General features: G+C 59.0%; 25 protein-coding genes. 23 read left to right on the forward strand and 2 right to left on the reverse strand.

Annotated features, from left to right (window positions below; genetic code table 11):
- Positions 1–44 precede the first annotated feature (44 nt).
- The 13 genes from ACYJRZ_RS01405 (at position 45) to ACYJRZ_RS01465 (ending at position 10,659) form a co-directional block, all read left to right on the forward strand.
- Positions 45–542 carry a hypothetical protein gene (locus ACYJRZ_RS01405; protein ID WP_459455365.1) on the forward strand — a complete coding sequence of 166 codons (498 nt, stop codon included), beginning with the start codon at positions 45–47 and terminating at the stop codon, positions 540–542.
- Positions 539–787, forward strand: a complete 249-nt coding sequence (locus ACYJRZ_RS01410; RefSeq protein ID WP_459455367.1) for a hypothetical protein — start codon at positions 539–541, stop codon at positions 785–787. The genes ACYJRZ_RS01405 and ACYJRZ_RS01410 overlap by 4 nt, the downstream gene beginning before the upstream one ends.
- Positions 787–2,184: an SAM-dependent methyltransferase gene (locus tag ACYJRZ_RS01415; protein WP_459455369.1), complete on the forward strand. Its 1,398-nt coding sequence runs from the start codon at positions 787–789 to the stop codon at positions 2,182–2,184. Before ACYJRZ_RS01410 ends, ACYJRZ_RS01415 begins: the two co-directional genes overlap by 1 nt.
- Positions 2,185–2,234: 50 nt before the next feature.
- Entirely contained in the window at positions 2,235–2,729 is a 495-nt protein-coding gene (locus ACYJRZ_RS01420) for a hypothetical protein (RefSeq protein ID WP_459455371.1), read from the forward strand.
- Positions 2,726–3,019 (forward strand): hypothetical protein, encoded by a 294-nt coding sequence (locus ACYJRZ_RS01425; protein WP_459455372.1) that lies wholly within the window; start codon positions 2,726–2,728, stop codon positions 3,017–3,019. Before ACYJRZ_RS01420 ends, ACYJRZ_RS01425 begins: the two co-directional genes overlap by 4 nt.
- Positions 3,016–4,230 carry a helix-turn-helix domain-containing protein gene (locus ACYJRZ_RS01430; protein ID WP_459455374.1) on the forward strand — a complete coding sequence of 405 codons (1,215 nt, stop codon included), beginning with the start codon at positions 3,016–3,018 and terminating at the stop codon, positions 4,228–4,230. The genes ACYJRZ_RS01425 and ACYJRZ_RS01430 overlap by 4 nt, the downstream gene beginning before the upstream one ends.
- On the forward strand, positions 4,220–4,897 hold the full coding sequence (nusG, locus tag ACYJRZ_RS01435) for a transcription termination/antitermination protein NusG (RefSeq protein WP_459455376.1): 678 nt from the start codon (positions 4,220–4,222) through the stop codon (positions 4,895–4,897). The genes ACYJRZ_RS01430 and nusG overlap by 11 nt, the downstream gene beginning before the upstream one ends.
- A gap of 227 nt (positions 4,898–5,124) precedes the next feature.
- Complete coding sequence (locus tag ACYJRZ_RS01440) at positions 5,125–5,694, forward strand: hypothetical protein (protein WP_459455378.1); 570 nt, start codon at positions 5,125–5,127, stop codon at positions 5,692–5,694.
- A 195-nt stretch (positions 5,695–5,889) separates the two neighbouring features.
- A complete protein-coding gene (locus tag ACYJRZ_RS01445; protein WP_459455380.1) occupies positions 5,890–6,594 on the forward strand; it encodes a MerR family transcriptional regulator in 705 nt (234 codons plus the stop codon).
- Entirely contained in the window at positions 6,509–8,287 is a 1,779-nt protein-coding gene (locus ACYJRZ_RS01450) for a phage terminase large subunit family protein (RefSeq protein ID WP_459455381.1), read from the forward strand. The genes ACYJRZ_RS01445 and ACYJRZ_RS01450 overlap by 86 nt, the downstream gene beginning before the upstream one ends.
- A 2-nt stretch (positions 8,288–8,289) precedes the next feature.
- Positions 8,290–8,484, forward strand: coding sequence for a phage head-tail joining protein (locus ACYJRZ_RS01455; RefSeq protein ID WP_459455383.1), 195 nt, complete (start codon positions 8,290–8,292; stop codon positions 8,482–8,484).
- On the forward strand, positions 8,484–10,022 hold the full coding sequence (locus tag ACYJRZ_RS01460) for a phage portal protein (RefSeq protein WP_459455385.1): 1,539 nt from the start codon (positions 8,484–8,486) through the stop codon (positions 10,020–10,022). Before ACYJRZ_RS01455 ends, ACYJRZ_RS01460 begins: the two co-directional genes overlap by 1 nt.
- Complete coding sequence (locus ACYJRZ_RS01465; protein WP_459455387.1) at positions 10,009–10,659, forward strand: HK97 family phage prohead protease; 651 nt, start codon at positions 10,009–10,011, stop codon at positions 10,657–10,659. The genes ACYJRZ_RS01460 and ACYJRZ_RS01465 overlap by 14 nt, the downstream gene beginning before the upstream one ends.
- A 13-nt stretch (positions 10,660–10,672) precedes the next feature.
- Here the strand turns inward: ACYJRZ_RS01465 and ACYJRZ_RS01470 are convergent, their stop codons facing one another.
- The gene (locus tag ACYJRZ_RS01470; RefSeq protein WP_459455389.1) at positions 10,673–11,104 is read right to left on the reverse strand and encodes a cupin domain-containing protein; all 432 of its coding nucleotides are present in this window, start codon (positions 11,102–11,104) and stop codon (positions 10,673–10,675) included.
- Positions 11,105–11,328: 224 nt separating this feature from the next.
- Between ACYJRZ_RS01470 and ACYJRZ_RS01475 the strand changes: the two genes are divergently transcribed.
- The 5 genes from ACYJRZ_RS01475 to ACYJRZ_RS01495 all read left to right on the forward strand — a co-directional run bounded on the left by ACYJRZ_RS01475 (position 11,329) and on the right by ACYJRZ_RS01495 (position 15,063).
- The gene (locus ACYJRZ_RS01475) at positions 11,329–12,981 is read left to right on the forward strand and encodes a phage major capsid protein (protein ID WP_459455390.1); all 1,653 of its coding nucleotides are present in this window, start codon (positions 11,329–11,331) and stop codon (positions 12,979–12,981) included.
- Between the two features lie 72 nt (positions 12,982–13,053).
- Entirely contained in the window at positions 13,054–13,374 is a 321-nt protein-coding gene (locus ACYJRZ_RS01480) for a DUF2190 family protein (protein ID WP_459455392.1), read from the forward strand.
- Position 13,375: 1 nt separating this feature from the next.
- Positions 13,376–13,753 (forward strand): hypothetical protein, encoded by a 378-nt coding sequence (locus tag ACYJRZ_RS01485; protein WP_459455394.1) that lies wholly within the window; start codon positions 13,376–13,378, stop codon positions 13,751–13,753.
- A 9-nt stretch (positions 13,754–13,762) separates the two neighbouring features.
- Positions 13,763–14,515, forward strand: a complete 753-nt coding sequence (locus ACYJRZ_RS01490; protein ID WP_459455396.1) for a hypothetical protein — start codon at positions 13,763–13,765, stop codon at positions 14,513–14,515.
- Entirely contained in the window at positions 14,512–15,063 is a 552-nt protein-coding gene (locus ACYJRZ_RS01495) for a phage baseplate assembly protein V (RefSeq protein WP_459455398.1), read from the forward strand. The genes ACYJRZ_RS01490 and ACYJRZ_RS01495 overlap by 4 nt, the downstream gene beginning before the upstream one ends.
- A 14-nt stretch (positions 15,064–15,077) precedes the next feature.
- On the opposite strand, the gene ACYJRZ_RS01500 is transcribed toward ACYJRZ_RS01495, so the two are convergent.
- The gene (locus tag ACYJRZ_RS01500; protein WP_459455400.1) at positions 15,078–15,446 is read right to left on the reverse strand and encodes a hypothetical protein; all 369 of its coding nucleotides are present in this window, start codon (positions 15,444–15,446) and stop codon (positions 15,078–15,080) included.
- A gap of 469 nt (positions 15,447–15,915) precedes the next feature.
- On the opposite strand from ACYJRZ_RS01500, the gene ACYJRZ_RS01505 reads away from it, so the two are divergent.
- From ACYJRZ_RS01505 to ACYJRZ_RS01525, 5 genes are read left to right on the forward strand one after another with little or no spacing between them, the layout of a single operon-like run.
- Positions 15,916–16,293 carry a GPW/gp25 family protein gene (locus ACYJRZ_RS01505; RefSeq protein ID WP_459455402.1) on the forward strand — a complete coding sequence of 126 codons (378 nt, stop codon included), beginning with the start codon at positions 15,916–15,918 and terminating at the stop codon, positions 16,291–16,293.
- Positions 16,294–16,295: 2 nt separating this feature from the next.
- Positions 16,296–17,186: a baseplate J/gp47 family protein gene (locus tag ACYJRZ_RS01510; protein WP_459455404.1), complete on the forward strand. Its 891-nt coding sequence runs from the start codon at positions 16,296–16,298 to the stop codon at positions 17,184–17,186.
- A complete protein-coding gene (locus ACYJRZ_RS01515) occupies positions 17,183–18,397 on the forward strand; it encodes a phage tail protein I (RefSeq protein WP_459455406.1) in 1,215 nt (404 codons plus the stop codon). The genes ACYJRZ_RS01510 and ACYJRZ_RS01515 overlap by 4 nt, the downstream gene beginning before the upstream one ends.
- A 2-nt stretch (positions 18,398–18,399) precedes the next feature.
- Complete coding sequence (locus ACYJRZ_RS01520; protein WP_459455408.1) at positions 18,400–20,691, forward strand: hypothetical protein; 2,292 nt, start codon at positions 18,400–18,402, stop codon at positions 20,689–20,691.
- Between the two features lie 18 nt (positions 20,692–20,709).
- Entirely contained in the window at positions 20,710–20,895 is a 186-nt protein-coding gene (locus ACYJRZ_RS01525) for a hypothetical protein (RefSeq protein WP_459455410.1), read from the forward strand.

Genomic DNA, 20,895 nt, shown 5'->3' on the forward strand with positions numbered 1-20,895 from the left:
GGAAAAACGCTGGGATTTTCCCGGCGCGGGAAAGGCTTTGTCTCATGGTTTCAAGTGCATGGTTTCATCGCATAAAGGCGGCACAACGCGATCTTATACGGCTTGTCGGCGGTATCGAGCGTTCTGCGGAAATCTCCTCGATCTCGAAAAGTCACATCGGGCGGATGAACAACGCGACCGACCCAGAATTGATGCCGCTGCATGCTGTCTACGCCCTGGAATCCGAATGCGGCGTGCCCGTGGTTACGTCGGCGATGGCCGAACTTAGCGGGAAACGGCTCGTGGACCCGGAAAGCGAGCGCGGGGCCGATCATTGCCTTATCGCAGCCTACTCCGAGACCGTGCGCAAGGCAGGCGATCTCATTTCCGGCGGCGCGGTTGCGATTGCCGATTTGGTTGTAACGCCTGCGGAGGCGTCCAAGATGGACCGCGATGCGGCGGAATTGGAGCAGGGGCTTGCTGTTCTTCGGCAAGCTCTTGCTGCCATCAAGGCGCGCGGCGGACATAAGGTCGGCTTGCAGGTGGTCGGACGCGGACAATGAAGCCTCGCACCGATCCCGCCATTGATGAATTGATGACCCGCCCCTTGTCCGAACGTGCAAGGGGTTTTCTGCGCGAGGTGCAGCATTCCGGCGGGCGCGCCAATGTCGCGCATGATGCCATTCGCCAGCGGCTCGCGCAGGAATGCCGCCGCTGCGGTTATCTCCATATCTGCGCAGACGAGCGAACCGTAAAGCTGACTGGCCTCGGGCAAGCCTATCTCGACCGTTTGATGAGGGCGAACTGATGGCCGGCTATAGTTCAGTCAAACTCCCTAAGCCCGGCCCGAACGCCCTCGCACTCATCACGACGGCGGTTAGCGATGGCTCCGTGAAGGCAACTGAGCCAAGGCATGTGACTGCGGCGAACAATGCCGTTGGCAACCGCTACCTGACCCGCGATAAGAAAGATGCGAAGACCTACTATCCGACCGACCGCGCCCGTGAACTGCTGGCGATGTTGCAAGGCATGGCGGAACCGGGCGACCTGCCGCCTTCTGCGGATATACAGAAAAATATTCCGGATATCCCGCCCGCTGCCGATGCCTCCGGGCTGGTCGAGACTGTCGAGCGCGCCCGTACACTGCTGGACGAAGGCGATATCGTCAACGCCCGCATCGTCGCATCGGTCGCCTATGCGCAGGCCAAGACGGCTGCGCAGTTTGCCGAGCAGATCGGCGCGACGGAAAAGCTGATCGCCAAGGCGCGGAGGATGCAGGCAGACGCGTTGCTGATCGAAGCCCGCGCCAAAATCCTGATCGCCGACAAATGGGACGAGGCGCAAGCCGCTGGCAAAGTTTCCAAGGGCGGAAGGCCGAAACCCGTTTCCGATGGAAACGGGTTAACTGCTGCGGATACGGGCCTTTCCCGCAAGGAAATTCACGAAGCCCGCAAATTGGCGGCGGCGGAACATCGCGAGCCGGGCATAGTCGAGCGCGCAATTCAGGCGCGGCTATCCGCCGGACTTGGGCCGACGCGCGCCAATCTTCGCGCGGCTGTCGGAACGGCAAGCGCCACAAAAGCGGAGCGCGGCCAAAACCTCTACGAAACGCCGCCGGAAGCGATGCATACGCTGCTGGCACTCGAAGATTTTTCCACGACCGTTCTCGAGCCGGCATGCGGACGCGGCGCGATTTCTCGCATGTTGGAAGCCGCCGGCTACGGTGTCGTTCTCGCCGATCTGGTCGATTACGGCACGGCGGACCAACACGGCGAATTGCAGGGGGTGCAAGACTTCCTGATTTCGCAGCCAGGGAACGCCGGCTCTTACGATATCGTGACGAACCCGCCCTATGGCGACGTTCTTAACGCCTTTGTCGCGCATGCGCTGCGGGTCTTCCGACCGCGCAAGATGGCGCTCCTTCTCAATCTGAATTTCCTTTGCGGCTTCGCGGACGACGACCGCAATTTTGTCATGGATGATTGCCCGCCGGCTCGCGTCTACGTCTTCAAACGGCGGTTGCCGATGATGCATCGCGACGGATGGGATGGCGAAAAGGCAAGCAGCCGTATGAATACCGCGTGGTTTGTGTGGGAGCTGCGCGAAGACGGCACATACGGCGATTGCACCGTTGCACGCCGTGTTGACTGGAAGGATTTCTTGCCGGCGGGAACCGCCACCACGACGGAAAGCGAGGCGGCATGACGACGCCTGCGCAAGCCGCTCGCGAACGCGAGAAAGCGCGTGTTTCTCGATTGACCGGCATCGCCGAGCTTTGCCGAGGCGACCGATGGTCAATCGATACCGATGGCGCAGATACCCGTATCGTTGTCCGGCGCACGACGGGTGAACACGCCGTGCTTTGCACCATGCACGCCGATGCTCTTCCTGAAGATATCGAGCTTATCAGCGGCGCTCTGGAGAATGTGGTGCTTTTCCTTGAGCTGCGTCGTCGTGCCGTCATCGCGTTGCGACAGGGCCGGACCCGAGAGCCTACGCCGAGCCGACTACGTGCTGGTGATTTTGCCGCGAACGCGGCCATGCTTTGCGCGGAACCGCTGTTTCATCGCTTCCTTGAGCGTCGGGATAGCAGCCGGGCCATCCATAACAAGGACCATGCCGATACCGTCCTAAAAACGCTGCTCGGCATTTCCAGCAAAACGCAACTGAACAGCGAAGAGCGTGCACAGGTCGCCTTTCTCGACCTGCGCGCCGACTTCGACGTGTGGAAACAGGGGAGGGGTCGTTGAGCCACGTACTACCCATTATCGAAGAGCTTTGCGACTGCGAGACCGACGCGCAACGCGCCGACTGGCTTTTGCGCGTGCCGGCAGGCGTCATCTATCGTGATTGCGCGACGATCCGCCGTGTCCTGATGGAAGCGCAATTCCGCTGCGGATTGGACGCGTTGGACGTGGAGTTCGCTGCGATCAATGCCACGCGTCTGCCGGACGGCGGATTGCCGCAAACGGTCGTACTCGCCGTCCAAGCTGCTCGCTCGTTTCTTCGCGACATCGTGCGCAAAGGCGGTGCCCAGTGAGCGGCGAGGCTACCATTCGGCGCGGTGCGCGAAATGCCCGCTACGCCGCTATTCCCAATCACGTGTTCGAGGATGACCGCCTTTCCATGGAGGCGCGTTGGCTGCTCGGCTATCTCCTATCGAAGCCGGATAACTGGACCGTCGTCGTGGGCGATATCGTCAAGAAAGGCGGCTGCGGACGTGACAAGGCCCGCAAGATGATCGCGGAGCTTGTCGAGTTTGGTTATGCCGAGCGCGAGCAGTCGCGCGCGGACGGCAAGTTCGGTGCATCCAATCTCGTGATTTTTGACGAACCGCGTTCGCCGGAAGATGCTCAATCGGAGCCGTCCGATAGTGTGGCATTTTTACCGCAGACTGAAATGCCGGCGCCGGCAAAACCGTCGCCGGTAAAACCGGCGCCGGCAAAATCGGCACATAGTAATAACTTAGAATCTAGCAATACTGATTATCAGCAAGAGAGAGATGCGCGCGACGAAGGCTCGGAAGAGAAGCCGGAAGCGGTCGAGCGTGCCTTTCGCCGCTGGTATGCCAAATGGCCGACGCGGGACAAGGATAGCGAATATGCTGCCCGTAAGGCTTGGCAGAAGCTATCGCCAGAGCAGCGCGCCGAATGCATCGCCAAATCTCCGACCTACATCGAGCGCGCCGAGAAAGCGAAGATCTCGGTTCCTTGGGGCGGAGCGTATCTTTCCGGTCGTGATTGGGAAAAGCTCGAAGACCCGAAGTCCGACGTCGCGCTGCCTATCGTCCACGGGGCTTACACGAGGGCGTGGCATGCAGGGCGGTGCGCCGAGCTGCTGAAACCCGCCTCCGCCACCATGCCGGCATTGCCGCCTCTCCTGCGGTCCCTTGTGGCCGAAGGCGGCGAAAAGGCCGAAGCGATCTTGCGAGAGCGCCGCATCAAGCATGGTTGGCCGAAGGTCAACACCATGGATGAGCGTGCCCAAGACCATAAGGGCATGACCGTTACGCCGAACATTTTCCGTATCTCGGAAGGCTTCACCAATACCCGTCGGAATAGCGAGCTGTGCGCGGCTTGGGAGCGATATTTCGCGCGTACTGGTTTGCCATGGGTGCCGGCTCCGGTCGGCGTCGAGTGGTTCTTTTTCCCGCCGATTGCTGCCGACGCCACCGATTTAGACGCGGCTGTCGGCGAGGCATGGGCAGCATTTGAACAGCAGGTTAACGAGGGACATTCCAATGATGCATAACGTGAAAATCTACGCCACCAGCAGACCGGTCAATCCGGAGGTTTACGACCTGACACGCTTTGCATCGCTGTTCGATCAGATGCGCGACCGCAAGCGAATCAAGGCCACGATGCTCTCCATGGCGGCGAGCGATCAACCGGGGAACCGCGAGTGGTTCGTGGTCGAGACGAAGCACAAGCAGGAAATTTCTGTTGAACATGCCCTAAGCAAAGCCGGCGTGAAAACTTTTTTGCCGCTCGAAAATGTCGGCCAGCAGGTTGTTCGCGGCAAACTGATGCACGATGTGATGCGCCCGCTGATGCCTGGATACGTGCTGGTCAACATGGTGTATTCGGCGGCTGCGGTATGCGGTATCTGCCGGGTTGAAGGCGTGGCCGGCTTCGTCGGCGGCATGGTATCGCCGCATCGTGTATCCGAGCAGGAAGTGCAAAGATTCAAGGCGTTCGATGAAGCGCCCGATGCGCAGCACTGCATGGCGTTCAAGCGCGGGATGACCGTCCGATTTATCTTCGGACCCTTCGCAAGGTTCAACGGTGTCATCTGCAAGATGCGCAAGGATCGCACCATAGACGGCCAGCGCGTGCCGACCGGGGCAGTGGTCAAGGTTGAGCTTTTCGGCAAGGAACATCTCATAGAGGCCCCTCTTGCGTTCTTGGAAAAGTTGTGAGAGTCAAAGGGCAGGATGATCTACCGTCCATGTGCAAGCGCGCCCCCTTTGGGACCGGCGAGCGGAGCGAAAAGCTTCCACGCTGTTAAGCCGGGTAGACCCTGCCTTGTCCCTCTCGATTGAGAGCAGCGACTCAAGGCCGGTGCTACTGCATTGCCGAAATCACCATCGTATCGAAGGCGGTCCAACGGATCGCCTTTTCTGTATTCAATAGGTAGGGCACGCCAATGACCGCGATATCCATGCGATGGGTTGACCGCAACCTTTTGGAATACGGCAAGCGCATCGGGGAGCTGAAAGACCGCTTTCCGAAGGTCTTGCCGCGTATCGTCAATCAGGTCGGCAATCGCGCCAAGACCGTTGTCATTCGCGAGCTGACGAAACAGACAGGCTTGCCGCGCGCGACCGTCGTCAAGGCGATAGGAACGCCATCGGCGGCGCATCCCGGCAAGCTGCACTACGATATGGTGACGCGAGGCGGAAACATCCGTCTGAAATATCTTCGCCCAAAGGAAACTCCGGCGGGCGTGGTGGCGAGGCCATTCGGAAAGCCGACGCTCTATCCGGGGTCGTTCATGCGCGGCGGCTTGTTTCCCGACCGCATAAACGTGCCTCACTTCAACGGACACGTTTTCTATCGGTTGAACCGATCCGGCTCAAAGATCACCTTTGCCCGCTCGGGCGTGTTTATCCCACGGGAGATGACCACGGGCGCGACCTCTGCTGCCTTCCATCGGGTCGCCGCACCGCTGCTCAAAGAGCGGGTCGAGGCGACGTTGGCCAAGCTGGTGCCTTGACGACCTCCCCATCGGCCCCGTCGTCGTCGCCGGCCCGGGCCTCCCCCTCGGTCGGGTCCTTCCCCCGAAAGAGGCCGATTAGCGGGTGCGCGCGACTGCGGGATTTCGCTCTGTCAGAAAAATTATAGGGGGATTCCGCCGCTCTTTCGGTGGAATCGGAATCACATGGCAAAGAGCTATCCGGAAGAACTTCGTTTGCAGGTCATCGCCTACATGGATGAGGGCCATTCCGTGCGCGCTGCGGCGGAAAAATTCGATGTTAGCCCAAGCTATGCGGCCAAGGCGCACAAGAAACAGGCAGCGGCGGACCAAACCACGCTGTTGGAGCAGCCGGAAGTATCAGAAGGCGAGACGACAGACGCCGGCGATGGCGAAATCACCGCTTTGGAGTTGGCTGATTTGCTTGGTGTTTCAAAGCGAGCGATCTCCGATTTTGTCGAGCGTGGAATCGTAGCGAAGACAGAACGGAATCGCTTCGACATGGTTCGATCGGTCCAGCTCTATTGCGAGCATCTTCGGATGATCGCAGCCGGAAGGACCGGCGACGGTTCCGATGTGTTGACAGCGGAGCGTACGCGTCTGGCTAGAGAGCAGGCCGACCAAACCGCGTTGAAGAACGCGGCGCTTCGTCGGGAGCTGATTGCGATTGCCGACGTGCGGCATGAATGGACTTCGCTCGGTCGTCGCATCCGCAACGGCATGCTTTCAGTTCCTTCTCGCTGCCGCCAGCTCCTTCCACACCTCACCACTTACGACGTTGACCTGATCGACCGCGAGATCAGATCGGCGCTTACCGGACTCGGCGACGAAGACAATGGAATCAGCTCTGACGACATTGCGGCGGGCGCTGTGGGACAGTCTGCTACCGCCTCCCAAGCTGCGGCTGTCGGAGTGGATTGAAAAGACCGTTTATCTGCCCGAGGGCGTGTCATCGCTCACCGGCATGGTCCGGCTTTGGCCGCCGCAGGTTGAGATTGCGGATGCAATCGGCAGCGCTGCCATTGAACGCGTCACCTTGGTTAAGCCGGTTCGCGTTGGCTTCACCACCTTGTTGACGAGTGCTCTTGCAAGCTTCTGCTACAACGACCCGTCGCCCATCCTATCGCTTCTGCCAACGGAAGCCGACTGCCGCGACTATATGGTTTCCGATGTCGAGCCGATCTTTGACGCATCACCCTCGCTGCGGGGTTTGCTAACCGGTGATGCGGACGAGGGCGGGCGCAATACGCTTCTGGCCCGGCGCTTTCCCGGCGGCTTCCTCAAAGTCATTGCGGCAAAGGCACCGCGTAATCTTCGTCGTCACAATGTCCGCATCCTCTTTATTGACGAGGCGGACGGCATGGATGCGACCAAAGAAGGTTCGCCGATCCTGCTTGCCGAACGACGTACGCTTTCGTTTGCAGACCGCAAGATCGTGATGGGGTCCACGCCGGTCTATAAGGCGACAAGTCATGTTTTGCGCGCTTACGAGCAATCGGACAAGCGCATTTACGAACTGCCTTGCCCTGAGTGCGGCCACTTTCACGAACTGAAATGGAGCGACATTCATTGGCCGGAAGGCGAGCCGGAAAAGGCTTACTATGTGTGTCCGGAGTGCGGTTGCGCCATAGACGAGCGGCATAAGCCGGCGATGGTCGCCGCCGGACGGTGGCGAGCATTGCGACCGGAAGTCAAGGACCATGCCGGCTTTCGGATGAACGCCCTGATTTCGCTTCTGCCAAATGCGTCCTGGGGGCGCTTGGCGCGAGAGTTTGTCACCGTCAAGAACGACCCTTCGACGTTGCAAACGTTCGTGAATACGATCCTCGCCGAAGGATGGGAGGATGAAAGCGACGAACTGGACGATATCGAGCTTGCGACACGGGCCGAAGATTTTGGACTTGAGGCTATCCCTCTCGACGTTCTCATTATCACCGTCGGCGTTGACGTGCAGGATGATCGACTAGAAGCGACCTTCGTGGGTTGGGATAAAGCGGGCATTCCCTACATTCTCGGGCATACCGTGATCTGGGGCCGCTATGACGATCATTCGACATGGACCGAACTCGACCTTGCGCTGTCCGCCCGGTGGAAGCACCCGCTCGGCGGCGTAATTAAGGTTGATGCCGTCTGCGTGGACAGTTCGGACGGCGAGACCATGGAAACGGTCTATCGCTATGCGTTCCCGCGTTTCAATCGTCGCGTCTTCGCCATCAAGGGAGCTGCGGGAAACCGGCCTTGGATCGAGCGGTCAAAGACGACGGTAAAGGGCGGGCGTCTTTTCATTGTTGGCGTCGAGAGCATCAAGAGCAACATATTTGGTCGCCTCGCTCGCCCCAAGTCCATGCGCTTTTCCAAGGACTTGCCGGACGTTTGGTATGAGCAGGTCACGGGCGAGCAGATGGTTGTTCGCTATGTGCGCGGGCAATCGAGCCGTCAATTCGTACCGGTGCCCGGTCGCCGCCATGAGGCGCTTGACTGCACCGTCTATGCCTTTGCCGCTCGGCAAATGGTCAATCCCAATTGGGCGCATCGTGAGGGCGAGCTATCCACGCCGCCGCAAGCGCCTTCACCCTCACAGGTACAGAAAATAGCAACATCGGAGTGGTTATAGCGATGGCTACGAAAGACGATCAGATCACCGCCCTCGAAGACGCCATTGCGATGGGCGCGAGGAAGGTGGTTTTTCACTCCGGCGGCACCCGCCGTGAAGTGGAGTATCACTCTTTGAAAGAGATGCGGGAAGCCCTCTCGGCATTGAAGGCCAGTCGCTCGACCCGTGCACCGATCATTCGCGCGGCGCTCGACTGATGAGTGTTGCCAATCTGATCGACCGGACCATTGGCTATTTTGCGCCGGAAGCTGGCCTTCGGCGCATCAAGCATCGTGCCGCGATGGACATCATGTCACGCGGCTATGCCGCAGCCGACACAAGCCGCCTGAAATCCGGCAGGCGGGCACGCTCGACATCGGCGGACGCGGAAATATCCCGCGCCGGTCGGACGCTTCGGGACCGCATGCGCGATCTCGTGCGGAATAATCCTTACGCGGCACATGCTGTCGCGCAACTTGTCTCCCATGCGATTGGCGACGGGATTGTGCCGCGCTCTAAAGACAAAAAAGTCAACGAGCTTTTTGACGAATGGAGCAAGGTTTGCGATGCGGATGGCGACCTAGATTTCTACGGCCTCCAATCGCTAGCCGTGCGCGGCATGTTCGAGTCGGGCGATGGTTTGGTGCGCCGCCGCCGTCGCCGGCTTGAGGATGGCTTGACGGTTCCCCTGCAATTGCAGGTCATAGAAACCGACCTGATCGACACCACGAAGGAAGGCATTCTTGCCGGTGGCGGCAAGGTTATCCAGGGGCTTGAGTTTGACGCCATCGGCCGCAAGCGAGCCTATTGGATGTTCGGTTCGCATCCCGGCAATAGCTTCTTCGACCCGCTGTCGTCAGTGGTATCGAAGCCGGTTCCCGCCTCGGAAATCGCCCATGTCTTCGAAAAGCAACGGACGCAGGTTCGCGGTACGCCTTGGGGCGTGCCGGCGATGGACGATATGCACGACCTCGCCAAGTACGAGGAATCGGAGCTTGTTCGAAAGCGCCTTGAATCTTGCCTTGTCGGCGTGATGAGCGGCGGCGAAGAGCAAGACACGCTCGGCACGCCGATGGATGACGGCACGGGCAAGGCGTTGCAGCCGGGCGTCTACAATGCGCGTGGCGAGCGTGTCGAAAAGTTCGAGCCGGGAACATTTTACAATGCGGTGGGTGGCAGGCGGCTCGACTTTTCGCAGCCTGCGGCAACTGGCGGATACGACCCTTACAAGGTGTCGATGCTGCACACCATCGCAGCCGGTTGGCGCATGCCTTACTTCATCCTGACGGGCCGACTGGACAAGGTAAATTATTCGTCGGGCAAGATCGGCATTGAGACCTTCAAGCGAATTATCTCAGAGCTGCAATGGAAGTTCATCATTCCGATGCTGTTGCAGCCAATTTGGGATTGGTTTTGCGAAGCGGCCTATCTCGCTGGCCTGATCAAGTCGCCGAAGGTCCCGGTGAAATGGTCGCCGCCTCGGTTCTATTCGGCTGACCCGCTGAAAGACACCAACGCAAAGGTGAAAGAAGTGCGTGCCGGTTTCCGGTCGCACGCTTCCGTCATTGCCGAGTCTGGCGAAGACCCCGACGAGGTGATTGCCGAGATAGCAGAATTCCAGCGGAAAATAGACAAGCTCGGGCTTGTTTTTGACACGGATGCCCGCCGCGTTTCGCAGGCCGGGCAGTTGCAACAGGGATGGGATGATGATCCGCCCGACAAGACGGAAGAGAGCCAAGACGATGACGAGACTTGAAGTCCGAAAGGCACCTACTAGCCTGCCGATGCAGTTTCGCGGCGAGGCGCTTAACAGCTCTATCGATGCCGAAGCGCGCACGGTGACGCTTGCGTTTACGACGGGGGCGGCTGTCCGCCGCCTCCGTTACACGGGATGGGATACCGCCGTGCCGTTTGATGAAATTCTTGTGGTCAGCGAAAGAGCACTCGATCTCTCTCGCATGAATGCCGGCGCTCCCGTTCTCGACAGTCATTCCCGTTGGTCAACCTTTTCGCAGGTTGCCGTCGTGGAGCGGGCTTGGGTCGAAGGCAATGAGGGCATGTGCACCATACGCTTTCCGAAACCGGGCATTGATGCCGCCGCTGATCGCATGTTCGGTCTGGTCTCCGACAAGATCATCAAGAATGTGTCTGTAGGCTATTCGATCGACAAAATCCGTATCGAGGAAGCGCAGAAGAAGGGCGACGTTGAAAAGATTTTCGTAGAGCGCTGGACGCCGAACGAAGTTTCTTTTGTGACGGTGCCCGCCGATCCCGGCGCGCAGGTTCGCGCAAGCGAGGCAACCTTTCCCTTGCTTGTCGGTGAGCCGGATAGCCATCTAATCCGCGCTACCCGCATGCGCATGGCCGAAGCCGCGCTTCGATGCTCAAACTGAACCTCTGAATCGGCTACTTGTGTATCGGCCCAAAGGTCTCGTCCGGGTAATGGATCGTTTCTTCGCCTGGTTTTCGAGAGCCAACAGCCAGAAAGGTGCCCGGTTGATCGGAGCGATTTTGGATGTGATGACCATTGCATTCGCCCGCTGGAAAACCGGCGAACATGCCGGCGGTCAGCTCATGGGGACCGTTTTCATCACATAATGTCAGCGTGCCTTCGAGCACATAGATGAATTCGTCCTCGGCGGCATGCCAGTGTCGGAGTGACGACCACGCACCCGGTTCAAGCCGCACATGGTTGACGCCAAACTGCGTCAGCGAGAGCGGCTTTGCTAATCTCAGCTCGGTCATACCGGCGAAACGCTCTGGCTTGATCTGACCTTCATAGGCTGCACTTGGCGTGCAGCGTGCGATTGCGAGGCTGCTGATGCGGCTCTCAGGCATAGCTCAAGTCTCCGGCGGTGGAATGGTAGACATTAGCTAATATGGCCAACAGTCGGATCAAAAGTCCACTCGGACCGAAATTGCCAGATCCGCGCCGTGATGTGTGGGCAAAGGGACCAATCCGAATTTCAACATTCAATTAAAAGTTCGCCGCCTGCGCTCCGCCGGGACGCAGGGCGACGGCGCTTGTTTTGCCCGGTACTATTCAAAAGGAACCGCACGCCATGAAAAAGGCTGCATATATTTTCGCGACCGTCGCCGCATTTCTTTGCTTCGGCCTCGCCTTTGCTATCATCTCCGCCGACCCTTCCCACGCCTCGACGCTGATTGGTCACGACAGCTTTCTGTCGGCTGGCGGCATCAACCACATGCTGCAAGCATCGCCTGCGCTATTCGCCCTGCGCGGCAAGTTGACTGACCTTTCCACCCGTGCCGAGAAAAAGCGCGGCGAGTTGGTGGACGGTTTGTCGCCCGATGCCGCGCGTGCAATCGAGCAGGAGCATGCCGGCATCCTCGCTGAAATCGAGCAGGTTCGTGGCGAGATTACCACGCTCGAAAACGCTAGCCGCGCCGCGCCGGTCACGCCGCCGCTCAACAATGCCGACGCCGAACAGCAGGGCATTCTCGCCGAGCGCACCCGATCCGCCACGATTGACGAACTTGCTGCACGTGCGGGGGTCGCTGACTTCGGTCGTGAGCATATCCGGGCCGGCACGACAGTTGATGCGTTCCGCTCGGCGCTGTTTGAAAAGCTGTTTGATAAGGACCAGTCGGTCAAAACTGATAGCCATGTGCGAGCGCAGTTCGGGCAGGATGAAACCGAAACGCTCCGCTCCGCACGTATCGAAGCGCTCGCCTACGGCCTCGGTGCGCCGATGCCCAAGGATGGTCCATCTGCTGCTGCCCGCCAATACACGGGGCAGGGGCTGATTGACGTTGCCGCCGATAGTGTCAACTTCCGTGGTCGCCGTATGCTGAATGCCCGCGACATCGACGAGATTTTTACGCGTGCGTCACATGCCACGTCCGATTTTCCGGCGATCTTCGAAGGCGCTGTGAACCGTACGCTTGAGCAGCGCTATGCACTCGCGCAGCCGACGTTCCGCAGGTTCGCCCGGAAGAAAAACTTCCGCGACTTCCGCCCGGATACAATTGTCCGCGTCGGCGATTTCCCGATGCTGAAAAAGGTACTGGAAAACGGCGAAATCAAATACGGCACCTTCGGCGAGGGCAAGGAATCGGTGCAGGCATTTAGCTATGCCATCGCCCTGAACATCAGCCGCCACATGCTCATCAATGATGATCTCGGCGCGATTTCCGATTTGCTAACCAGCTACGGCGCATCGGTGGCGCTGTTCGAAGAAGTCACTTTCTATGCCGGCGCCTACAATGGCTCGCTTGCTGACGGTAAGCCCGTTTTCCATGGCGATCACAAGAACCTTGGCGCTGCCTCTGCGATCACCGTCGATAGCGTCGGCGACGGTCGCAAAGCCATGAGCAAGCAGCGGACTATTGACGACAAGCCGATGTTGGCGAATCCGGCCCGTATCATGCTCGTTGGTCCCGACCAGCTTACGAACGCGGAAAAATTCCTGGCCTCCATCACGCCCGCCACGGTTTCGAGCGTGAATATCTTCTCCGGCAAGTTCGAGCTTATCGAAACGTCGCAGATCGATGGCCCATCGTGGGACTTGTTCGCGGACCCTTCGACCGGTTCGAACTACCGATGGGGTTATCTGGACGGTTACGAAGCGCCACGCGTTCGCATGGACGAACCGTTCGGCCGGCAGGGGTTCAGCATGTCGGTAGAACATGACTTTGGCTGCGGCGCGACCGACTTCCGCTTTGGCTACCATAACCCCGGCAAGCTGGCTTAACCCGGCACCACGAAACAAGGGCGGTCCTTCCGGTCCGCCTCACGTCTTCGTTGTTCATAAGGAACGATCACCATGAAAAACTATATCCAGCCCGGCGACACGCTCCCATTGACCGCGCCCGCCGATGTGAAGTCCGGCGAGGGCGTGCTTGTCGGCAAGCTCTTCGGCGTTGCAGCACATTCCGCCTTGAAGGACGAGCAGGTCAATCTTGCTCGCAAAGGCGTCTTCGAACTTCCCAAGGTCGAAGCCCAGGCGTGGGCCGAAGGGGTGCCGCTCTATTGGGACGCTGGTCTTGTCACCACCGATAGCACGGGCGGCAAAGTCAAGATCGGCTATTCCGCCGGCATCGCCGCCAATCCGTCCGCTTTTGGCGACGTGCTGTTGCATCAGTAACATGGTGGATTGGCGAAATCTGGAAGCCGCCGTTGATCGCAAGATTGGCGGCGCTTTTGGCGAGCGAGTGCGGCTTTCCTTCATGAAGGGAGGAAAGTCGGACCCGGAGCGCCCGCAGATCATCGTTCGCTGCGAAGCTCTTTGTGAAGGTGGCGACGATTCTAAGCCGATAGGCGTCGGGCAGACCGGAGCGTTTCGCAGCCGGCTTGCGGCGGGGGAGGCGGAGCTTTTCCTAGATCGCAGCTCCTACGACGGCCCAAGACTTCAACCCGGCGATGCTGTTCGAGCAATAGACCGCAACGGCGAACCCGTTTGGGAAATCAGCGCCATCAGCGACCGCTACAGCAATCTGGTCGTCGCTGTTCTTCGCGAAAAGTGAGTGTGACGCATGTCTCTTGCCTGTATAGCAATCCGCATTGCCGCCGTCCAAGCTCTCAAAGGGCGAACGATGGTCGGTGAAAATGTGCTCGATAGCGAGATTGGCACGCTTGACGTTGGCGCTGACGGCGGGTTGCGTACGCCAAAGGAAAAGCCGTTTGTCTCCATTTATGTCGGGGCATCCAAGGCGACCGATGGGCTAGACCTGCGCGCGCTCAATAAGAATGGGAGCGTCGATATCATCTTTGAGGCCGGCATAGCCTCGCCCCACGTAGCGACAGACCCGGAGACGGACGAAAGCGTGATTTATGAGGGGCTGCCCGCGACGGACGCGAATTTCGAGTTTCAGCTTGATATCACGATGCGGCAGATTAGCGACGTTCTTGCGGACCCTGATAACGAATGGTCGGAACTGTTCCGGTCCTTCAGTCTTCGCCTCGTTTCTGCGGAACGAGACCGCATCAGCGCCGATGCAAACGGTACGCGGCTGGCTGCTCACAGAATGAAGCTGACCGCCGAAGTGATCGCCGACCCCATTCGCGGTATGCCTCTCGCTCCAGCTTCCCCCTTGGCGCGATTCTTCGCCAAGTGCGAGGCCGACCTTATTCCCAGCGCGCCGGACATGGCAAAGAACATCGCTCTTATGCGCGCGCAAGTTTCTGGTGAGACGGACGAGTTGCGGGCGGCAATTCGCCGGTACGGCATGATCCGCAGCGAAGCCGATGCCATGTTGATGACGCCAGCTTTCGAGGTGTCGCCATGACTTCTCTAGTCGATCAGCTCGCCGACATGATGTACCGCATAGCCGAGCTTGAGCGGCGGAACCGCAATCGCCGCAGGAAAGGCACGGTCGCCGAAATCAGCGATGACAAGAGCAAGTACCGGGTGAAGCTGTCCGACCAAAACGGCAAGCCCTATCTCACTCCATGGATAAGAGCGCGCACGCTCGCGGCGGGTGGCGTCAAGGTGGACGTGTTGTATCAGAAGGGCGAGCAAGTCGATGTCGTGTCCGAAAGTGGAGATATGGCAGACGCGCAGATAGATTTCTCGACCTACAGCGATGCCAACGCTCGTGCGAATAAGGATATGCCGTTTCACCTTAAGATCGGCGATACGGTGGTCGAAGCCTCGCCCGATCTGGTCAAGGTAACGGGCGCAAAGGTCATCGTTGAATCGCCGAATGTACAGCTCGGCGGCGAGGGCGGGAAAAAGATCGCCCGGATCGGCGACAAGGTGGAGGTTGGAGCCGGATCGTCTAAGGGTCTTTGGCCGATTGTTGAAGGCTCGTCCCGCGTCTTCGCCAAGGATTAGTAGGCGCTACCCCGTTAGGCGGAGTTTGCTGCGCTAGGCCGTCGCATCGCCCTAACAGTATCTGCCGTTGTTTCATCGTATTGGGGCGAGGGGACTTTAACGCCTAGCATAAACAGCCATAGGCTTGCTGGTGAGACGTTGGAATACCCTAGTTCCATCAGCCGAAGCGCCAGCCGATAATGATCAACTCCAATAGCCAAGCGGCCGTTTTCATCCACTTGGCGCAATATTTGCAGCATCGCCGCGTGCGTCTTAAAGCCAAAGGAAGCAGCTAAAGCTTCATCTGCGTGTGAGGAACCAACTTCGGGAAATTCGCTCCGCAGAGCTTTTTTCAAGGCAGCGATATTCGCAGATGAAAATATGAAGGTGGGATTTAAGAACATGAGACGATCCGTCGTGCATGGTCGAAGTCTGCCGATTACGCATCGACCTTGTTGAACACGGTCGTCTTCATCTTTCAAAATTCACCCTTCAACCCGGCAGCAGGTTAGGTAAGGCACCCGACTTTCGAGGATAACTGCGAGTATTGGAGTTATCAAGCTGGCTGCATGTTTGGTGCTGGGAGGGCGGGAGCAACCCATCTACTCCTTTCGGAGTCCCAGCTTTTCCCCTCGCCAAGTCTAACCTCCCGGCTTGGCTAAGAGCATTTCACTCTTATCAACGCAGCTAATGGCTGTGCAAGCTAAGGTCCCACATCCATGCAAAAATTCAAAGTTCGCACCGGCTGCGAGATTGCCGGGCAATGGCGCGCGTGCGGCGAAATCATCCCTCTGACTGTCGAGCAGGCGAGGGAGCTTGCTCCGCCGTTTGGCAATGTCGTGTCACCTGTCAAAGAAGAATGAGGTTCGGACCATGCCGGATTCGACGGGCGTAAGCGTCACAAGCGGCAAGCCTCTCAGTAATTGGGGCCATGTCCAACAGTCGATTTGCAAAATCTTGACCACGCCGAAGCGGTCGCGGGTCATGCGGCGCAACTTCGGGAGCGACGTGCCGGACCTGATCGACGGCAAGATGACCCGACGTAACATTCTCGCGGTCTATTCAGCGGCGGCAAGCGCAATTCTCGAATGGGAGCCGCGCTATCGCATGTCGGCGGGCAGGGTCACTCGGGCGGAAGCGAACGGCTCGATTACCCTCGAAATCTTCGGAACCTATTACCCACGCGGCCATCGCGGCGACTACTCCGTTTCGGAGAGCGCAAGCATACGCGTCATCTATAGCGGGGCCTGACCATGGCAATTCACACGCCTGATATCATCGACGTTTCCCGCCTGCCGAAACCCGATGCTATCGAAACGCTCGATTTTGAAACCATCCTTACCAGCCGCATGACGGACTTCGGCGAGCGGGCCGAGCAGGCCGGCTTTGACTACGATGTCGGCGAGCTTGAGACCGACCCTATCAAGATCGATCAAGAGGTGCATGCCCTTCGCGAAGTGCTGATGCGTTCTCGCGTGAACGATGGCATCCGGTCGGTCTTGCCTGCATTTGCGCAGGGTGCCGATCTGGAGAATGCGGTTTCGCGTGCGAACGTTGTCCGCATCGTCACCCTGGACGAGCGCGGCAAGGTGATCTTTCGGGAAGACGACGACGCGCTGTTGCGCCGCTATCTGGCAAGCTTCGATGCGCCGGCTGCGGGCTCGGAAGACGGTTATCTTGCCGCCGCTTTGAAGGCTTGGCCGCAGGCGCATGACATACGGGTTGTCAATGGCGGTGCCGGCAAGGTTTTGGTCTATCTGCTTGGCGCGGATGGCGTTGCGGCTCCTTTGGATGCGGTCTTTGCCGTCGCTAAGGCGCTCGATGCAAAACACATAAGACCGCTGACCGATGACGTGACCGTCTCGGCGGCGGCTATCGACCGATATTCCTTGACCGGAAAGCTGATTGTGCCGCGAGGCCCGGACCCGGCGCAAGTGCTTGAAGCTGCAATTAAGAGCGTCAAGGCGTTCGGTGTTGGCCGCTATCATATCGGGGCAGAAATTCCGCGCGATGCGTTGTTGTCGGCGGCTTATGTGCCGAATGTCATTCGCATTGAAGATGTCGCGTTTTCCGACCTTCCGGCCCGCGCCAACGTCGCGCCTTTTCTTGCCGCGGTTAATCTGACGTTCGGAGTGCAATCATGATCCCGGCGGAAACGCATCTGCTGCCGCAAAGCTCGCTGCCGATGGAAAAGGCGCTTGCGGCGGTCGGGGAACGAACCGACGCAATCGGTATTGATTGGCAAGCCTATCTCGACCCGCTGCGTGCGCCGGTTCATTTCCTGCCGGTTCTCGCGCATGCGCATTCGGTCGATATCTGGAATCCTAAATGGCCGGTGCACCATCAGCGCCGGGTGATTGCCGACGCCATTTATCATCATCGGATCAAGGGCACGCTCGCCGGTCTCGAAGCCTATGCGGGCATCGTCGGCAGTGAGATTGTTCGCACGATCCGGCCACCCGGCACATTCTTTCTGTCGGGCGGAATGTCGGAAGAGCAGCGGGCGGCACTCGCCGACCGAATGCCGCAAATCCGTATCTACACCCGTGCGGTGCGGTCGAGCGCCGGAAAGCGGCTTTTCCTGTCGGCGCGATCCTATTCGACCTTGGGGGCATCCTTCGTCGCAGACAGCAAGGCGGCAGAGCGCATGCGCCCGCGCATTACATTCTTCGAGGCGGGACTAGAACAGCCGATCAACGTCGAAGAGGTGACGGACATTATTCCCGGCCTCGGCTATGCCCTGTATGAGCGGGCATTGCTGCGGCGGAAGCGTCGGCGTTCCGTTACCTATCTCGGCGGCGTGCCGCGCTTTCTGGTAACGCTCGACCATAACCGCTCTGTCGCGGCATACCGGCGCGCGGACGGTGCGCCTTCGGTCATTCGCTACGGAATGCGCCCGGCGACGGTCCAGCCCGAAGCGCAATATGGCAGGTCGAATGCGGGCAGGGCCGCATTCTTCGGGCGACCGTTGCACCGCCGGTACTGGTCGAACATGCGGTCTGAAACACGCGTCTATGAGCGCATCGTGATTTGGGACCCGCAAATGGTGCCGCGCCGCAGGGGCGCTTCCTATTTGGGTGTCAGCCGGTTCGGTGTTGCGCCATTCACTGCGGAATTGGTGGTGCACGCGCCATCGATCAGACCACGCCGGGCATTCGCCATTGGCGGCTATTTCGGGAAGTTTTTCGCCGCCTCGGATGGCGAGAAGTATCGGGAAACCCTGCGTGCACTTCGCGCCGCGAAATCGGCGCGAGATACCATCCTCATCAACACCAAAACATTTCGAAGCCCGCAGGCGGGTCAGCTCATCGTTGCTGGCACGCCCTTTGTTGCTGGCCGTCTACTCAGGAGCTGACCATGCTTAAAACAGTGCCGTTTCAAGATCGCATGGAGGCGCGTCATAGCGACCTCAACAATATCCAGTCCTCGGGCCGCGCCACTTTCGACACGCTCGTAAAGGATGCCGTGACGGCGGACGCGCCGGGCTATGCCGGCTTCATTGTCACCAAGAACAGCGCCACGGAATTGCAGGTCGCCGCAGGCCGCATCTATCGGCCCGATGGCGCGGTCTTCGAAATGGAGCAGGCATCTACCCGCAATATCGTCTCGATTTTGCCGTCTGCAACGAAACGGCTCGTTGCCGTTATCGCCTATGGACAGGAGGAAGATAGCCGAACCGAGACGCGCGACTTCCTCGTTGACCTGGAAAGCGACACCACGGAACCCCGCATGCTCGTGGTCGAGCGCCGCCGGGCTGCAAAGCTCGACCTTGTGCCGGGGCAGGAGAGTGCGACCTTGCCGCGCCCGGTTGTCGATCAGTCGCTTATCGTTATTGCATGGGTGACGCTCAACACGACGGGTATCGAGGCGATTGCGATGGAAGCCGCCAATGCGCTGCCGTCCGTCACACGCAATGACAAGCGCATTCGCTCGCTTGAAGTCTGGCGCGATCAGATTGAACCGCGCATCAACACCATTGCCAGCGATATCACCGCGCTCAAAAAGGGCATGGCGGGCATGGCCGGCTCGGGCGAGCTGATCAATGTCATGCGCGACATCGCGCGACTGAAAGAGAAGCTGGAAATACCGGACGACGCATCGGATTGGGCGTCGGATCGCTTTTTGACCGCCAACGAGACGGACAACGAGAACATCGATCTGCTTTGCCTTGTCGAAGAGGGCGTGCGCTTTGCCCATGAGGCACGGAACGAAACACAGATTTCGCTCTATAATCCTCTCGATCTCAGTGCCTACCTGCCGGGCAACGGCTTGTTGCTGCCGGCGATTTCGGGGCGGGAAATCCGTCTGGCATCGTCGGCGGGCGCGATTGATGGCTCCGTTGCCATCGCGCAGTACGGTTTCCAGACCCACGAGATGAAGCAGCTATCGGTCGCCCGTTCGCGCATGCGCTACGGCCCGGCCTATAACGTTTGCAACAATTCGCAGTGGTGGGCCGATGGCGTCTACGACAGCGCAACCAACACATTCAAAAAGAACGGAGAAACGTTCCTCGTTACCGGAACGCAGATCCTCGATAACGTCTATGGTCAATCGTGGTGGGACCCGCTCAATGCGCACACCCTCCTTCGTGTCCAACAATTCTGGGAAGATACGTGGGAAGACAATTATTGGGTTGCGCAGGTCACAGACAGAACGGTATCCGGCGCGCAGATCGCACAGACCGTCCTCAATTCGCAGGATGGTTGGCTTTCGGGCCTGAAGCTCCGCTTCACGGAAAAGGGCGCGGATGGCGACGTACATATTTCCATCGGCTACACGACCGCCAGCGGCTCGCCCGATCCGGAGCATCTCGTGACGCATGTCACGATCCCTTATGCCAGCATCAAGGTCGCGCCGAATGATACCTACGTCGCCATTCCGCCCGTGTTTCTCGAAGCCGGCCAGCGCTATTCCATCATCATTACCACGCTTGGCAACCACAAGGTCGCGGTGGTCGATAGCAATAAGTACGCGCAAGGCACGCTCTTCTACTCCACGGACGGCGCATATTATCAGGGCGATCTCACGCGCGACCTTTATTTCCAGATGGAATATCTGGTCTTCAAGGCGTCCCGCGTCGAAATCGAATTGGCGGCGCTGACGCTCTCGGGTGGTATCGCTTCAATCGATATCCTTGCCGGAACGATCAAGCCGAAGTCGTGCGCCATTGAACATCAGGTGATGATTAATGGGGCATGGAAGCCGTTGAACGTGCTGACGCCTAATCTACTGGTCGGCTTGCCGCCGCTCTTGCGTCATCGCGTCGTCATGACCGGCACGAACGCGGTTGCGCCTGCTTTGGAGATACCGAGCAGCCGCATTCGCATCTGGCGTCAGCGGACCACGTTCAAGCATATTTCGACGCGCCGGACGCTGGCGACATCGGCAACCACGATCACGGTTCAGCTCATTGTCGCCAAGTTCGAAGCCGACCGGCACACGATGAAGGTCAGTCTTCGCAAGGATGACAATACGCTGATCGCGAGCAGCGGTTTCGTTGACGAGCCAATTGAACCCGGTCGCTTCCGCCGCACCTACAGTTTTACCGCAACGCCGGCAATCAACGCTTACAAAATCCAGATCGAGGGCACGACCAACAATGCCCTGGTGCCCTTCCATGTCGAAGAGCGCGTTGACGTAGCGCTCTAAATTTCCCGGAGACGAAACATGCCTGTCAAATCTACGCCGGCCTTCAAGCCGGACGCGGACTATCGCGTCCAAGTCGCAACTGTCGTGAAAGTGGCCGGGCTGACAATCCGACCCAGCCAGGGCGGCACCATCAAGGGAGCGCTCGCCGAGCAGATCAAGAGCGAGATTACCTCGTCCGAGGAAATTACCGAAACGCAGGAGTGA

The organism is Rhizobium sp. No.120, assembly GCF_054558365.1.

Excerpts from the sequence above, each read along its gene's own strand:
- ACYJRZ_RS01465 (WP_459455387.1), top strand. The coding sequence starts at position 10,009 with ATGACGAGACTTGAAGTCCGAAAGGCACCTACTAGCCTGCCGATGCAG.
- ACYJRZ_RS01510 (WP_459455404.1), top strand. The coding sequence starts at position 16,296 with ATGGCAATTCACACGCCTGATATCATCGACGTTTCCCGCCTGCCGAAA.
- ACYJRZ_RS01500 (WP_459455400.1), bottom strand. The coding sequence starts at position 15,446 with ATGTTCTTAAATCCCACCTTCATATTTTCATCTGCGAATATCGCTGCC.
- ACYJRZ_RS01455 (WP_459455383.1), top strand. The coding sequence starts at position 8,290 with ATGGCTACGAAAGACGATCAGATCACCGCCCTCGAAGACGCCATTGCG.
- ACYJRZ_RS01525 (WP_459455410.1), top strand. The coding sequence starts at position 20,710 with ATGCCTGTCAAATCTACGCCGGCCTTCAAGCCGGACGCGGACTATCGC.
- ACYJRZ_RS01405 (WP_459455365.1), top strand. The coding sequence starts at position 45 with ATGGTTTCAAGTGCATGGTTTCATCGCATAAAGGCGGCACAACGCGAT.
- ACYJRZ_RS01515 (WP_459455406.1), top strand. The coding sequence starts at position 17,183 with ATGATCCCGGCGGAAACGCATCTGCTGCCGCAAAGCTCGCTGCCGATG.
- ACYJRZ_RS01505 (WP_459455402.1), top strand. The coding sequence starts at position 15,916 with ATGCCGGATTCGACGGGCGTAAGCGTCACAAGCGGCAAGCCTCTCAGT.
- ACYJRZ_RS01415 (WP_459455369.1), top strand. The coding sequence starts at position 787 with ATGGCCGGCTATAGTTCAGTCAAACTCCCTAAGCCCGGCCCGAACGCC.
- ACYJRZ_RS01490 (WP_459455396.1), top strand. The coding sequence starts at position 13,763 with ATGTCTCTTGCCTGTATAGCAATCCGCATTGCCGCCGTCCAAGCTCTC.
- ACYJRZ_RS01450 (WP_459455381.1), top strand. The coding sequence starts at position 6,509 with ATGGAATCAGCTCTGACGACATTGCGGCGGGCGCTGTGGGACAGTCTG.
- ACYJRZ_RS01460 (WP_459455385.1), top strand. The coding sequence starts at position 8,484 with ATGAGTGTTGCCAATCTGATCGACCGGACCATTGGCTATTTTGCGCCG.
- ACYJRZ_RS01440 (WP_459455378.1), top strand. The coding sequence starts at position 5,125 with ATGACCGCGATATCCATGCGATGGGTTGACCGCAACCTTTTGGAATAC.
- ACYJRZ_RS01410 (WP_459455367.1), top strand. The coding sequence starts at position 539 with ATGAAGCCTCGCACCGATCCCGCCATTGATGAATTGATGACCCGCCCC.
- ACYJRZ_RS01485 (WP_459455394.1), top strand. The coding sequence starts at position 13,376 with ATGGTGGATTGGCGAAATCTGGAAGCCGCCGTTGATCGCAAGATTGGC.
- ACYJRZ_RS01480 (WP_459455392.1), top strand. The coding sequence starts at position 13,054 with ATGAAAAACTATATCCAGCCCGGCGACACGCTCCCATTGACCGCGCCC.
- ACYJRZ_RS01470 (WP_459455389.1), bottom strand. The coding sequence starts at position 11,104 with ATGCCTGAGAGCCGCATCAGCAGCCTCGCAATCGCACGCTGCACGCCA.
- nusG (WP_459455376.1), top strand. The coding sequence starts at position 4,220 with ATGATGCATAACGTGAAAATCTACGCCACCAGCAGACCGGTCAATCCG.
- ACYJRZ_RS01520 (WP_459455408.1), top strand. The coding sequence starts at position 18,400 with ATGCTTAAAACAGTGCCGTTTCAAGATCGCATGGAGGCGCGTCATAGC.
- ACYJRZ_RS01495 (WP_459455398.1), top strand. The coding sequence starts at position 14,512 with ATGACTTCTCTAGTCGATCAGCTCGCCGACATGATGTACCGCATAGCC.
- ACYJRZ_RS01475 (WP_459455390.1), top strand. The coding sequence starts at position 11,329 with ATGAAAAAGGCTGCATATATTTTCGCGACCGTCGCCGCATTTCTTTGC.